This is a genomic window from Ruegeria sp. L11, from assembly GCF_056531755.1.
Window position 1 is genome coordinate 605254 of the sequence record NZ_JBQFMI010000001.1, and the last position, 13787, is coordinate 619040.

The following is a 13787-nucleotide window of genomic DNA, read 5'->3' on the forward strand; positions in this document are numbered from 1 at the left end:
TATGGCTGCTCTTTGGATTGCGCATGTCACGGTGACGGACACCGAGGCGTACGGCAAATACGCTGAACTGGCCGGACCGGCCATCGCCAAGCACGGGGGCGAGTTTATCGCCCGTGCTGCGCGGTACGTTCAACTGGAAGGCAAGGAACGTCCACGAAACGTGGTGGCCCGCTTCCCGACGCTGGAGGCAGCGGTTGATTGCTATAACTCGGATGACTACCAGCAGGCCCTGAATCACGCGCGCGGCGCAAGCGAGCGTGAACTGGTAGTGGTCGAAATCACGGAGTGAACTTCGGGTTTAGTATCCAAGATACTGATAATTCCGAGAAAACTGACGGTGAATAAGCAAGATTCGGCTTATGTCATGTTTGGTTGATACTGATTAGCCCGCGACAGCGGGCTTTTTTTGTTTAATAGTTTTATTTCAATCGCTTACCCTTCAACGCTCCCGCTCTGCCGAATGGTTCTTGGCTGAATTGTGGCCGCGCCAACAAAATTCTTACGTGAAATTGTCAGATTCTCGGACGAATTTTCGCCCCGTTTCCTTTGCAGGGTCTCAAAAGATTGCGCGAAACGCCTGATCACAGATAGTTTCAAGAAACAGAATGTGGTGCAGTTGGACATGCAATCGTTCGAAGAACATCGGATCGGGGAACTCGCATGATTTCATTCGCGAATTTAGCCAAGAGGTGTGTTGCCGCTCTTGCATCGGCTGCGGCGCGCGCATTGGGTATCTGCACCGTGTGTATCGGCGTAATCGCCTCCGCACCTGTCGCGCAGGCATCCGACGGCGTCTTTATCCCAATCGTTGCGTCTTCACCTCCGCCCTCAGGCGCAATCAACCTATGCAACCAATATAACTGGGCTTGCACTGCAAAACGCTCGGTCACGTTGTCCAGCCACCAAGAGCTGACGGTGGTAAATCAAGTGAATCGCCGCGTAAACGCGTCGACCCGGGAAGTTACGGATCAGTCCCAGTACAAAACGCGCGAGCGATGGGCCTTGCCAACACCCAGAGGCGGTGATTGTGAAGACTTTGCATTGTTGAAGAAAAGGGATCTGATCCATGCCGGGGTTGATCCAAGTAAGCTTTTGATTGCGACCGTTCTGGACACACGCCGGACGCCTCATGCGGTTCTGGTCTACCGCTCGGCGCAGGGCGACCTGATCTTGGACAATCTCACAAACCGGATCAAACCCTGGACAGCTACGCGCTATTTGTTCCTGCGCATGCAAGATCCGAAGCGGCCCAGTCAATGGGTCGGCGTTTACGGGCGCAGCTGACCTCAGCGGTATATTTACCTACCCAAAATCTTACCCTTGGACGCAGATTTGGTCTGCGCCCAAGAGTGTAGTCTTTGACCTTACGCTTGGACGGATTAATCCGAACGTTTTGCGTATCGACGTATTCCAGCCCCGAAGCCTCGACCAGCAGAGTTTTTTCTATCGAATATGCTCCGCGTTCCTAGGGCCGGTTCGCTGGTATTCGGTTTCGTCTTTATCAGTCTTCTTCGTGCTCTTCACCACCGGGCTCTTCACCACCGGGTTCTTCCCCACCGGGTTCTTCTCCACCGGGCTCTTCGCCACCAGGTTCTTCACCACCGGGCTCTTCTCCACCGGGCTCTTCTCCACCGGGCTCTTCGCCACCGGGCTCTTCTCCACCGGGCTCTTCGCCACCGGGCTCTTCGCCACCGGGCTCTTCGCCACCGGGTTCTTCTCCACCGGGCTCTTCGCCACCGGGTTCTTCACCACCGGGTTCTTCGCCACCGGGTTCTTCGCCACCGGGCTCTTCACCACCGGGTTCTTCACCACCAGGTTCTTCGCCACCGGTTGGGTTACCGCCGCCACCATCGGGGGGCGTGCCATTTTCCTGGGAAGGTCCGTCGCCGGATCTCTGGTCTGAGACACCGATCGATGCGGTCGGGAAGTCACTTAGCAGACCTGCCAGCGGGGCGCATTCTGCACCGACGCGCGCCAGAATCTGATCGAAGTCATGACGGCGTTGAATGTAGCGGATCATGCCGGATGTCACAGCATCGCATTCGCACAAAACCTGCGCGGACGCAGCGGATTGCCGTGCTGTTGCAACCGTACATGTCCCAGCGGCAAAGGTTTCACCGGCAGGTGAAAGCAGAAAAGTTGTCGCAATAAAAAACAGTGGAAACTTGCGAGCTCTATTACCCATTTTGAACTCCTTGGAACTCGATAACTAAACTACGTCCTTCTATGCACCATTCCCGTATCGGTGTTTGTGAAGGACGTCACACTTCTGACGTGTTTTGACCATAATTCGAGGGCGCCTACAATATCTTGTTGGTGAGGTTTGTGTCAGAAATCTTCAACCATGCGGAGAAAGATGTTAGTTTTCAATTAAAAACCGGGCAGTGAGCCCGGTTTTTCTGATTTCGTCTTTTGTCGTATTGGAAGCAAATATGCCACACTAATGCCATTGTTTCCGTTTGGTCAGTTTGCAACCTGAGGGTGTTCTAGGCAGATTTGGCCATCCGTTTACGCTCGTGCGGGTCAAGAAAACGCTTCCGCAGGCGCACCGCGTTTGGTGTGACTTCCACCAGTTCATCATCGTCGATATAGGCAATTGCCTCTTCCAGTGAGAACTGAATATGCGGCGTCAGGCGGACCGCGTCGTCGGATCCACTGGCGCGCACGTTTGTCAACTTCTTGCCTTTGAGCGGGTTCACTTCCAGATCGTTGTCTCGCGAGTGTTCGCCGATCACCATACCCTGATATACGTCTGTTTGCGGACCAACAAACATACGGCCACGCTCTTCCAGGTTCCACAGCGCATAAGCCACAGCCTGACCTTTCTCCATCGAGATCAGAACGCCTGCGCGACGGCCCGGAATTTGCCCCTTATGTGGCGCCCAATCGTGGAACACACGGTTCAGTACACCGGTACCGCGCGTGTCGGTCAGAAATTCGCCGTGGTAACCAATCAGACCACGGGACGGGACATGGGCGATGATCCGCGTCTTGCCGGTACCAGCCGGGCGCATCTCGACCAGTTCACCTTTGCGGGCGCCGGTGATCTTTTCGATAACGGAACCAGAATATTCGTCATCCACGTCGATGGTGACTTCTTCGATGGGCTCAAGCCGCTGCCCGTCTTCCTCACGGAACAGAACCTGCGGGCGCGAGATGCTAAGCTCAAAGCCTTCTCGGCGCATGTTCTCGATCAGAACTCCCATTTGCAGCTCTCCGCGGCCCGCAACTTCGAACGCCTCGCCGCCGGGGGTGTCGGTGACACGGATGGCGACGTTCGACTCGGCTTCCTTCATCAGGCGGTCTCGAATGACGCGTGATTGAACTTTTTTGCCGTCACGGCCTGCTAGCGGAGAATCATTGATACCGAAGGTCACGGTAATGGTCGGTGGATCAATGGGCTGCGCGGGCAGGGCCTCAGTGACCTGAGGGGCAACCAGTGAATCCGCTACGGTGGCTTTGCTCATGCCAGCGATGGTCACGATGTCGCCTGCTTCGGCCACATCAATGGGCTGCTGGGCCAGTCCCCGAAACGCCAGGATTTTCGTGGCGCGGAAGTTTTCGATGACCGAACCATCGCGGCTGAGCGCCTTGAGGCTGTCGCCAGCCTTCAGCGTACCGCTTTCCACACGGCCGGTCAGGATACGGCCGATGAAGGGATCGCTGCCCAGTGTCGTCGCCAGCATCCGGAAGGGTTCATTTTTGTGATCGACCTGCTTCGGAGCAGGAACATGATCGACAATCAGGTCGAATAGCGCGCTCAAGTCCTTGCGGGGACCGTCCAGCTCCATGTCCGCCCAGCCAGAACGGCCCGAGGCGTACATTGAAGGGAAATCCAACTGGTCGTCATCCGCGCCGAGGTTGGCGAACAGGTCAAAGCATTCGTCCAGCGCGCGATCCGGTTCGGCATCCGGCTTGTCGACCTTGTTCAGAACAACGATCGGGCGTAGGCCCAGCGCCAGTGCCTTGGACGTTACAAACTTGGTCTGGGGCATTGGGCCTTCTGCGGCGTCCACCAAAAGAACAACACCGTCGACCATGCTGAGGATGCGCTCGACCTCGCCGCCGAAATCGGCGTGGCCAGGGGTGTCGACAATATTGATGCGTGTGTCTTTCCACTCAACCGAGGTGGCCTTGGCCAGGATGGTGATGCCGCGTTCACGCTCCAGGTCGTTACTGTCCATGGCGCGTTCCGCGACGGCCTGATTTTCCCGGAATGCACCGGATTGTTTAAGCAGCTCGTCCACCAGGGTCGTTTTGCCGTGGTCCACGTGAGCGATGATTGCGATGTTGCGCAGGTCCATGAGAGGTCAGCCTTTGAACGGGAAGTTGCCGCGCGCATAACGCGGCGCGGCAAAATATACCAGCCCTAACCGGCCTTCAGTGCCCGGCAGTCTTTGAAAAGAGGTGAATGATCAGGATTCCGGACAATATCAACGTCAACCCCAGGATCGCAGGCCAGTCCAGCCTTTGGCCGAACACGATGAATCCGATCACGGCGATCAGGAATATACCGAGACCGGACCAGATAGCATAAACAATACCGACAGGCATGAATTTCAGCGTTAGCGCCATGAGGTAAAACGCAAACGCGTACCCAACGACAACGATCACGGATGGCCAGAACCGCGAAAACTGCTGGCTGGCTTGCAAGGCCGTCGTGCCAATGGTTTCCGCCAGCACCGCCAGTAACAGATACAGATAGGCTTGGGGCATTTGAGTACCTCGAAAAGGGTGGGTCCGGTGGCTTGGTGGCGATTTTCGTGAGTGAAATACGTCGACCGCCATGCAGTCTGCAAGGTTACCTTGGGTCAGGTATACCTGACTGTTTTTTCAATCGAATGAATGTAATATTCGCCCTATATTTTTTATTTTTGTTAATGAGTTTTGAGCGATGACGTTATTTGCGAAATCAATCATATTTGCTTCGGGTCTGATAGTGGCGATTGGGTGGCTTGCTGACGGGGGGTCCGTCGAAGTGAATGCAGCCAACGTGGTTCAACAGTTTGATGGTAGTAGTGTTTTTTGAACGCCGCTAGAAACCAAGCAAGAAAAAAGGAGCCTTCAGGCTCCTTTTTTTATGTTTGAGGATCGGGTGTTTCGACATGTTCAAAATGCACAACCAGTTGTGGTTGCAGCCAGTCCCACAGCTGAGGTGCTCCCGCTGCAATAGCTGGTCGGACACGTGTTACAATCTGATCGAATTTTACTTTGTATTCGACCCATGATCCGCCACCTGTTTCCAGATTTGCTATGGGTGTTTGAAACCGGTCAACAGCCTTTGCAAATCTGGCTTCCGGGGTTTCAGCCGCCTCAAACTCGCGCCATAGTTCAGTAAATGACCTGTGTTGACAGTCAGGCAGAAGGCCAAACAGTCGTTTGGCGGCGGCCTGTTCCTTGGCTTCTTGTTCCGCGTGGTCGACATGTCCGTGGATCGGGTGGTCGCCCGCGTCGATTTCGACAACATCGTGCAAAAGCAACATCTGGAGGATTCGGTCCACTTGAACATCCGAATGCGCGTATTCCGACAATACCCAGGCGTAGAGCATGACATGCCACGAATGTTCCGCCGAGTTTTCGAACCGGTCACTGGCCATCAGGCGTGACGCGCGCAAAACGGATTTCAACTGATCCGCTTCTGTGAGAAACGCCAATCTTTTCGTGAATGCGTCATCCTGAGGGTCGGACTTGGTCAAGAGGTTTGTGGCATGCTGATGGGCCAGTGGAAACGCATGGGCCAGGTAAGCTGCGCGCCCACCCGCCAGGTTCGACCGCGCAATGTCCACATGATCGTGTCGCGGGTCAGTGGCGCACAGGACCTGAAACAGCGGCTGGCAGCGATCCAGAATCTTGGCAAACCGGGCATCCGGGGTCTGGTCCGCCTCGAACTCGTGCCAGAGAGAAAGAAATTCCTGTGCCTGTTCGTCGGGCAACAGACCAAACAATTCCTGTGCTGCGGCCTGTTCAGCCTTGGCCACGGTATCCCAATCCGTGTTGAGGTGAATCGGGTGATCACCTGTCACGATCTCGACCAGATCATGTAGCAGCAACATGCGGATGACCCGGTCGACCGAGATGTCCGGCCCGGCCAGCGGCGCCATGACCATTGCCCACAAAGCCAAGTGCCAGCTGTGTTCGGCGGAGTTTTCGGGCCTTGACTGGTCAAGCAGGACATTTGCCCGCTCGACCAGTTTCAGATTGTCGGCCCGTTTCAGAAATGCGACCTGCGCAACCAGGCGATCGGTCATTGCTTTTCAATCGCCTTGAGTTTCGCGCGATGCGAAGCGAGGCGCTTGATCACAAATTGTCTGGCCTTGCGTTCAGCCAGACGCACGCGGATTTCTGTCAGGAAAGCCTCTTCCAGAGATTGAGACGCCGCACCAAGAACTTCACCCACTTCCACAAAGAACCGGTCTTCGCCGGTTTCGTCCATGACCTTCATCGTATCTTCGGCCAGTTTGGCCGCGAGCGATGTGATGGTGTCGGACATTAGCGGGTGTTCTCGGTCAGCCGACGTTTCACATAGTCGCTGACATCTGTGATCAGCGTGTCCATGTGGCGTTCCTGGAAGAAATGATCCGCGCCCTCAACCTCGTTATGGGTGATTGTGATTCCTTTTTGCTCGTGCAGCTTGTTGACCAGCGCGGTGGTATCCGCTGGTGGTGCCACACGGTCAGCCGATCCGTTGATGATCAGACCCGAAGACGGGCAGGGCGCAAGGAAGGAAAAGTCATACATGTTTGCAGGCGGCGACACGCTGATGAAACCTGTGATTTCGGGGCGGCGCATCAGCAACTGCATTCCAATCCACGCCCCAAACGAAAAGCCCGCAACCCAACAGTGTTTCGAGTTGTTGTTCATGGATTGAAGGTAATCCAGCGCAGATGCCGCATCGCTCAGCTCGCCAACACCTTGATCATATTCACCCTGGCTGCGACCGACGCCGCGGAAGTTAAAGCGCAGCACTGTGAAGCCCATGTTGTAAAAGGCATAGTGCAGGTTATAGACCACCTTGTTGTTCATGGTCCCGCCGAACTGAGGATGCGGGTGAAGCACGATAGCGATCGGTGCGTCTTTTTCCTTTTGCGGGTGGTAACGGCCTTCCAGGCGGCCTTCGGGTCCGGGAAAAATCACCTCGGGCATGTGTGCTTTGGTCCTGTCATTTTCGTGCGGGCATCCGGATATACTTGACTATAATCGTCGGACACCTTAGAACGGTTCTAATTACATTGCTTGGCGCAATCGCGCTGTCAGTCGGAGATACGCACTGGCAGCGTCGGCGTCAATGATTTCGCGCAGATCCGGATAAAAGGGGGCAGGGAATGAAGCTTTCGACCAAAGGGCGTTACGCGATGGTCGCTTTGGCGGATATTGCGCTTCAGCCAACAGACCGGCTGGTAACCCTGGGCGAAATTTCGGAACGGCAGGACATTTCTCTGCCGTATCTTGAGCAGCTTTTCGTCAAGCTGCGTCGCGCGGAACTGGTTGCTTCTGTCCGTGGGCCCGGAGGGGGGTATCGTCTTGCACGTCCCGCGTCCGAGATTCGCGTGGTCGAGGTTCTGGCCGCCGTGGATGAGACAGTTGATGCGCTGCAAAAAGGGGCCGGAGCATCCGGTGCGTCATCGGGTAGCAGGGCGCAATCCCTGACGAACCGCTTGTGGGAAAGCCTGAGCGCGCATGTTTATGTCTTCCTGCACCAGACGCGCCTGTCGGATGTGATCAGAAATGACCTTGCGCCTTGCCCGGCAGTTCCAAGCCTGTTTTCCGTCGTCGATGAATGAGCTGGGTAAGTCGAACATGCATATGAGTTCTGTGCAGGAAAAGATGTATCCATGAAACGTGTTTATCTGGATCATAACGCGACTACGCCGCTGCGACCCGAAGCGCGCGAGGCGATGATCGCGGCGATGGATGTGGTCGGGAACCCGTCATCTGTTCATGCGGAAGGACGTGCCGCAAAAGCGCTGGTCGAACGCGCGCGGGCGCAGGTTGCCGAGGCCGTCGGTTGCCGTCCGCAAGAGGTCATATTTACCTCTGGCGCGACCGAAGCGGCGCGGGTTCTGCAAAACCGCCCCGAAGGCTGCGACGTCTTTGTCGACAGCACCGCCCACGATGCGCTGTGGTCGCATTTCGATCTGACCCATTGTAGCGAACATCCCTTTGGCCCTGGGCACATATTGGCGATGGGGCTTGCGAACTCCGAAACCGGAGTCATCACGCAGCCGCCACAGAAAGTTGAGAACCAGTGGCCCTATGGCGCGCGGCGCGCGGACTGGCTGTTGCTGGATATTACGCAGGTTGTCGGACGCATTCCATTTTCCTTCGCCTGGAGCGGCGCTGATATGGCGATCCTGTCGGCGCATAAGATTGGCGGGCCAAAAGGTGTTGGCGCTTTGATCCTGCGGCAAGGTATCGATATCGAACCTTTGGCCAGCGGTGGCGGACAGGAAATGGGCCGAAGATCCGGTACTGAAAATGTGGTGGGCATTGCCGGATTTGGCGCGGCTGCCGAGGCTGCTCAGCGCGATCTGGCGGATGGAGTATGGGAAAAAGTCAGAGAACTTAGAAATATTCTAGAAAACGCTCTTGAGGCTGGTGCAATATCTACTATTTTTGTCGGGAAAGATCAGGAGCGACTCCCGAACACCCTGTGTTTCGCGACGCCCGGCTGGAAAGGCGAAACGCAGGTGATGCAGATGGATTTGTCTGGCTTTGCCATCAGTGCGGGATCCGCCTGTTCTAGCGGCAGGGTCAAAACCAGTCGGGTTCTGACGGCAATGGGATTTGATGAGACGGTGGCGTCATGCGCAATCCGCGTATCGCTGGGGCCAGAGACGACTGAAGAAGATGTGCTGCGTTTCGCCGAAACGTGGCTTGAAAAAGAGAAAAAGCATCGCGCGCGGGCTGCGTGATCTGACGGAGGGTAAGTCATGGCCGCTTTGGACCAGACCCAGGTAAAAGAAGGTGTCGATCAGGAAACCGTAGACGCGGTTCGCGAGGTCGGCACATACAAATATGGCTGGGATACCGATATCGAGATGGAATACGCGCCCAAAGGCGTGAACCCGGATATCGTCCGTCTGATCTCGGGGAAAAACGATGAGCCCGAGTGGATGACCGAATGGCGTCTGGCCGCGTTCGAGCGTTGGACCAAAATGGAAGAACCCAAATGGGCGATGGTTCACTATCCGCCAATCGATTTTCAAAACCAGTATTACTATGCCCGCCCCAAATCGATGGAAGAGAAGCCCAAATCTCTGGATGAGGTTGATCCAAAGCTGCTCGCCACTTACGAAAAGCTTGGTATCCCTCTGAAAGAACAGATGATTCTGGCTGGCGTTGAAGGGGCTGAGGATGCACCTGCCGAAGGCCGCAAGGTAGCGGTCGATGCAGTGTTTGACTCGGTTTCCGTGGGTACGACCTTTCAGGCCGAACTGAAAAAGGCAGGCGTGATCTTCTGCTCGATCTCTGAGGCGATCAAAGAGCATCCCGAATTGGTCAAGAAGTACCTGGGAACCGTGGTTCCGGTTTCAGACAACTTCTATGCGACACTGAACTCGGCTGTGTTCTCGGATGGTTCGTTCGTCTACATCCCGCCGGGGGTTCGCTGCCCGATGGAACTAAGCACCTACTTCCGGATCAACGCCGAAAATACCGGTCAGTTCGAACGCACTTTGATCATTGCTGATAAGGGCTCGTACGTCTCATATCTGGAAGGCTGTACCGCACCCCAGCGCGACACGGCGCAACTGCATGCCGCTGTGGTCGAGATCATCGTCGAAGAAGATGCCGAGGTGAAATACTCGACCGTTCAGAACTGGTTTCCGGGGGATGAAAACGGCAAGGGTGGTATCTATAACTTCGTGACCAAACGCGCCGACTGCCGGGGTGACCGGTCCAAGGTGATGTGGACACAGGTGGAAACCGGATCGGCCGTGACATGGAAATACCCGTCCTGCATCCTGCGCGGCAATGAAAGCCAGGGTGAGTTCTATTCGATCGCGATAGCCAACAATTATCAGCAGGCCGACACCGGCACCAAGATGATTCATCTGGGCAGGAATACCAAGTCGCGCATCGTGTCCAAGGGCATCAGCGCGGGCAAGGCCCAGAACACCTATCGTGGACTTGTGTCGATGCACCCGAAAGCCAAGGACAGCCGGAACTACACGCAGTGTGACAGTCTGCTGATCGGCGACAAATGCGGTGCACATACGGTTCCCTATATCGAGGTCAAGAACAACTCGAGCCGCGTTGAGCACGAGGCGACGACGTCAAAAGTGGATGACGATCAGCTGTTCTACTGCCGTCAGCGCGGCATGGACGAAGAAGAAGCCGTAGCGCTGGTGGTCAACGGGTTCTGCAAAGATGTGCTTCAGGCGCTTCCAATGGAGTTTGCGATGGAAGCACAGCAGTTGGTGGCCATCTCACTTGAAGGTTCGGTTGGGTAATGACGCGGTCACCCGGAACCCGCATCCGTAAGGATGATGTGCTGACCTGGCTTGGGTACGCATTGCCGGTTCTGGGCGGTCTGCTTGGCGTGGCCTACGTCAACACCCATTACATGGAATTCATCAACCCGGTTTGGGCAGTAGGTGGCGGGGCAATCCTGGGTTGGATCCTCGCCAGACTGATCCGCAGATTACTGGGCTAGAACAATGCGGGGCCACGGCGCCCCTTGCGATACGCAAAAGGACAAAAAATGCTGGAAATCAAAAACCTGCACGTACAGCTTGAAGAAGAAGACAAACAGATTCTCAAAGGTGTGGACCTGACGGTCGAGGCTGGCAAGGTACACGCGATCATGGGGCCGAACGGGTCGGGCAAATCGACCCTCAGCTATGTTTTGTCGGGGCGCGACGGGTACGAAGTGACCGAAGGTTCGGCCACTCTGGACGGTCAGGACCTGCTGGAGATGGAACCGGAGGAACGCGCGGCAGCGGGTGTTTTCCTTGCTTTCCAATACCCGGTTGAAATCCCCGGCGTTGGCAACATGACGTTCCTGCGCACCGCAGTCAACGCGCAGCGCAAGGCCCGTGGAGAAGAGGAACTGTCTGCCGCAGACTTCTTGAAAGAGGTGCGTGCCAAGGCCAAGACGCTGAAGATCGACGCAGAAATGCTCAAGCGTCCGGTCAATGTTGGTTTTTCGGGTGGTGAGAAAAAGCGTAACGAAATCCTGCAGATGGCCATGCTTGAACCCAAGATGTGCATCATGGACGAAACCGACTCGGGCCTTGATGTGGACGCGATGAAGCTGGTGGCCGAAGGCGTGAATGCCCTGCGGGACGAAGGCCGTGGGTTTCTGGTGATCACGCATTATCAGCGCCTGCTGGATCATATTAAACCGGATGTTGTGCATATTATGGCCAATGGTCGCATCGTTAAGACGGGCGGACCTGAACTGGCGCTTGAAGTTGAAAACAACGGTTATGCTGACATTCTGGCCGAGGTGAACTGATGGCTTTGCCGCAAGCGAAACAATCCGCAACCGAGGCGCGTCTGGCTGCGCTGACCATGCCCGACGCGGGCTGCACCCGTGGTGCACGCGAAGACGCTTTGGCGCGTGTTCTGGAATCCGGGCTGCCGGGGCGCCGGGATGAGTATTGGAAATACACTCAGCCCGACAGTCTGATTTCTGCCGAGGCTTTGCCTGCGGCGGTGTTTATCAATGATGAACCGGTACTTTTCAACGACCTTGACCGTTTGAAAATTGTCTTTGTAGACGGGGTGTTCAGCGCCGAGGAATCCGATGACCTGTTGCTGGACGGTGTCAAGATCGACCGGATTGAAGACATCTGCTGCAAAGACATTCATTGGGCAAAAGACCTGTATGGCGTTCTGGAAGCGCGTGGCCAGTCCCCGGTTCAACGTCCGTTGGCTGCATTGAACACGGCCTTTGCGTCGGACGGAGTTGCCATTCACGTTACAGGCAAACCCTCTAAACCGATCAACCTGATTTATCGTCATGCCTCGCCGACATCCGATGCGATCCTGCATCACGTTATTCGCGTGGAAAGCGGGGCCGAGGTGACAATTCTTGAATCCGGCCCGGCGGCGTCGCGTTTCAACAAATGCATGGAAATTGAAATTGCCGACAAGGGGACGCTGCATCATGTGCGGGCGCAGGGCAGGGACCATGAACGTCGCGCCGCGACCCATATGTTCACGCGTTTGGGGGCAGAGTCGGTCTACAAGTCCTTCACCTTGACGGCGAATGGGGTGCTGACCCGTAACGAACAGGTCGTTGAACTGACCGGGGACAATGCGGTGGCGCATGTGGCCGGGGCCTGTGTTGGGGATGGTGATTTCCACCATGATGACACGGTGTTCATCACCCATGACGCGGTAAATTGCGAAAGCCGTCAGGTCTTTAAGAAAGTGCTGCGCAACGGTGCGACCGGAGTGTTTCAGGGCAAGATCCTTGTAAAGGAAGGGGCTCAGAAAACTGATGGCTACCAAATCAGCCAATCGCTGCTTTTGGATGATGACAGCCAATTCCTCGCCAAACCGGAGCTAGAGATCTACGCCGATGACGTGGCGTGTTCCCACGGCTCAACCTCGGGGGCGATTGACGAAACAGCGCTGTTCTATCTTCGGTCACGGGGTGTTCCGGTCAAGGACGCGACCAACATGTTGACGCTGGCGTTCCTGGCCGAAGCGGTGGACGAAATCGAAGACAGTGCTTTGGCAGATGAAATCGTAAGCCGTCTGGAATGGTGGCTGGCGCGCCGAAGCTGATGGCGCTGTCGTCGGATATCCTGGCAACGTACCGGGGGCCGGGGCGCGTGGTGCGCAGGCTTCTGGATATGGGTCAACGAGAAGACCGGGCGCTGATCTTTGTCATGGCGTTTTGTGTGGTGGCATTCATCGCCCAGATGCCTGGCCTTGCGCGCAAGGCGCATCTGGAAGACGTTGAGCTGAATATGCTTCTGGGTGGTGCTCTGCTTGGATCAGTGTTCATTCTGCCCTTGGTCTTTTACACGCTGGCACTGGTGTCTCATTGGGCGGCGCGCCTGTTTGGCGGGCAGGGAAGCGCTTATGGTGCGCGTCTGGCGCTGTTCTGGGCGCTGTTGTCCTCTGCACCGCTGGTTCTGCTGAACGGCCTTGTCGCCGGATTCATCGGGCCAGGGCCTACCTTGACGTTTGTAGGTCTCGCCTGGGTTGCTGTTTTTGTCTGGTTCTGGGTATCCGGTCTCAGACAAGTGCAAAGGTCCGTCGCATGAATTCGAGTTTCCTGGGAAATCTGGCGGTCTTGACGATCAAGAACCCGGCCGAAGCGGCGCGACGGCTGATGGCGCTCAAGCTGGGGCGAGAAGTGCTTTGGTTGGCATTTGCGCTGGCGGTCGTTTTGAACTGCGTTGTCCAATTGGGAATTGATCTGTCGATAACAATGGCGGCGGGTCAACCCTCTCCTGCGCTCGAAAGCATTCCCATGGTTTTGGTGCGCTCGGCCGGGGCCATGATGCTGAGCATTGTCGCGTTCCTGCTGGTCGGGCGAATGCTTGGAGGTCTGGCGAGGTTCGATGATCTGATGGTTCTGACGATCTGGCTGCAATTCCTGCAAATAGCCGCCTTGGTCGTGACGCTGATCTTGAGCCTGACCCTACCGTTCCTGATGATGATGACATTGTTGGCGACAGCAATCCTGAGCCTTTACGTCACGCTTCATTTTCTGAACGAAGCGCATCAGCTCGGGTCGCTCTGGAAATCCTTTGCGGTAATTGTGTTGTCAGCCCTTGTCGCCATCCCTTTTGTTCTGTTTCTAAGCCCAACCGGGCCCGTCTAGG

The 13787-nt window shown here is 56.0% G+C and carries 16 protein-coding genes; 10 read left to right on the forward strand and 6 right to left on the reverse strand.

Annotated elements, in window-relative coordinates; genetic code table 11:
- Position 1 precedes the first annotated feature (1 nt).
- The gene (locus ACR0CE_RS02950) at positions 2 to 289 is read left to right on the forward strand and encodes a DUF1330 domain-containing protein (RefSeq protein WP_480485606.1); all 288 of its coding nucleotides are present in this window, start codon (positions 2 to 4) and stop codon (positions 287 to 289) included.
- A gap of 371 nt (positions 290 to 660) precedes the next feature.
- Positions 661 to 1284, forward strand: coding sequence for a transglutaminase-like cysteine peptidase (locus ACR0CE_RS02955; RefSeq protein WP_480480872.1), 624 nt, complete (start codon positions 661 to 663; stop codon positions 1282 to 1284).
- 159 nt (positions 1285 to 1443) lie between these two features.
- Here the strand turns inward: ACR0CE_RS02955 and ACR0CE_RS02960 are convergent, their stop codons facing one another.
- From ACR0CE_RS02960 to ACR0CE_RS02985, 6 genes are all read right to left on the reverse strand, one after another.
- Entirely contained in the window at positions 1444 to 1866 is a 423-nt protein-coding gene (locus ACR0CE_RS02960) for a histone H1-like repetitive region-containing protein (protein WP_480830853.1), read from the reverse strand.
- A gap of 620 nt (positions 1867 to 2486) precedes the next feature.
- Positions 2487 to 4304, reverse strand: a complete 1818-nt coding sequence (typA, locus tag ACR0CE_RS02965; protein WP_267366184.1) for a translational GTPase TypA — start codon at positions 4302 to 4304, stop codon at positions 2487 to 2489.
- 76 nt (positions 4305 to 4380) lie between these two features.
- The gene (locus ACR0CE_RS02970; RefSeq protein WP_267366185.1) at positions 4381 to 4716 is read right to left on the reverse strand and encodes an SMR family transporter; all 336 of its coding nucleotides are present in this window, start codon (positions 4714 to 4716) and stop codon (positions 4381 to 4383) included.
- A 362-nt stretch (positions 4717 to 5078) separates the two neighbouring features.
- Positions 5079 to 6248 carry an HD domain-containing protein gene (locus ACR0CE_RS02975; protein WP_480830855.1) on the reverse strand — a complete coding sequence of 390 codons (1170 nt, stop codon included), beginning with the start codon at positions 6246 to 6248 and terminating at the stop codon, positions 5079 to 5081.
- The gene (locus ACR0CE_RS02980) at positions 6245 to 6490 is read right to left on the reverse strand and encodes a hypothetical protein (RefSeq protein WP_267366187.1); all 246 of its coding nucleotides are present in this window, start codon (positions 6488 to 6490) and stop codon (positions 6245 to 6247) included. Before ACR0CE_RS02980 ends, ACR0CE_RS02975 begins: the two co-directional genes overlap by 4 nt.
- Positions 6490 to 7143 carry an alpha/beta hydrolase gene (locus ACR0CE_RS02985; protein WP_209503893.1) on the reverse strand — a complete coding sequence of 218 codons (654 nt, stop codon included), beginning with the start codon at positions 7141 to 7143 and terminating at the stop codon, positions 6490 to 6492. Before ACR0CE_RS02985 ends, ACR0CE_RS02980 begins: the two co-directional genes overlap by 1 nt.
- A gap of 179 nt (positions 7144 to 7322) precedes the next feature.
- Here ACR0CE_RS02985 and iscR point away from each other — a divergent pair, with 179 nt between their 5' ends.
- From iscR to ACR0CE_RS03025, 8 genes are read left to right on the forward strand one after another with little or no spacing between them, the layout of a single operon-like run.
- Positions 7323 to 7781: a Fe-S cluster assembly transcriptional regulator IscR gene (iscR, locus tag ACR0CE_RS02990; RefSeq protein WP_209596301.1), complete on the forward strand. Its 459-nt coding sequence runs from the start codon at positions 7323 to 7325 to the stop codon at positions 7779 to 7781.
- Between the two features lie 51 nt (positions 7782 to 7832).
- Positions 7833 to 8912 (forward strand): cysteine desulfurase family protein, encoded by a 1080-nt coding sequence (locus ACR0CE_RS02995; RefSeq protein ID WP_480830858.1) that lies wholly within the window; start codon positions 7833 to 7835, stop codon positions 8910 to 8912.
- 18 nt (positions 8913 to 8930) lie between these two features.
- The gene (sufB, locus tag ACR0CE_RS03000) at positions 8931 to 10451 is read left to right on the forward strand and encodes a Fe-S cluster assembly protein SufB (protein WP_267365773.1); all 1521 of its coding nucleotides are present in this window, start codon (positions 8931 to 8933) and stop codon (positions 10449 to 10451) included.
- The gene (locus ACR0CE_RS03005) at positions 10451 to 10654 is read left to right on the forward strand and encodes a hypothetical protein (RefSeq protein ID WP_267365771.1); all 204 of its coding nucleotides are present in this window, start codon (positions 10451 to 10453) and stop codon (positions 10652 to 10654) included. Before sufB ends, ACR0CE_RS03005 begins: the two co-directional genes overlap by 1 nt.
- 48 nt (positions 10655 to 10702) lie before the next feature.
- The gene (sufC, locus tag ACR0CE_RS03010; protein ID WP_267365769.1) at positions 10703 to 11458 is read left to right on the forward strand and encodes a Fe-S cluster assembly ATPase SufC; all 756 of its coding nucleotides are present in this window, start codon (positions 10703 to 10705) and stop codon (positions 11456 to 11458) included.
- Positions 11458 to 12738 carry a Fe-S cluster assembly protein SufD gene (sufD, locus tag ACR0CE_RS03015; protein ID WP_480830860.1) on the forward strand — a complete coding sequence of 427 codons (1281 nt, stop codon included), beginning with the start codon at positions 11458 to 11460 and terminating at the stop codon, positions 12736 to 12738. The genes sufC and sufD overlap by 1 nt, the downstream gene beginning before the upstream one ends.
- A complete protein-coding gene (locus ACR0CE_RS03020; protein WP_480485616.1) occupies positions 12738 to 13223 on the forward strand; it encodes a YIP1 family protein in 486 nt (161 codons plus the stop codon). The genes sufD and ACR0CE_RS03020 overlap by 1 nt, the downstream gene beginning before the upstream one ends.
- Entirely contained in the window at positions 13220 to 13786 is a 567-nt protein-coding gene (locus tag ACR0CE_RS03025) for a YIP1 family protein (RefSeq protein ID WP_480480889.1), read from the forward strand. Before ACR0CE_RS03020 ends, ACR0CE_RS03025 begins: the two co-directional genes overlap by 4 nt.
- Position 13787: the final 1 nt, after the last annotated feature.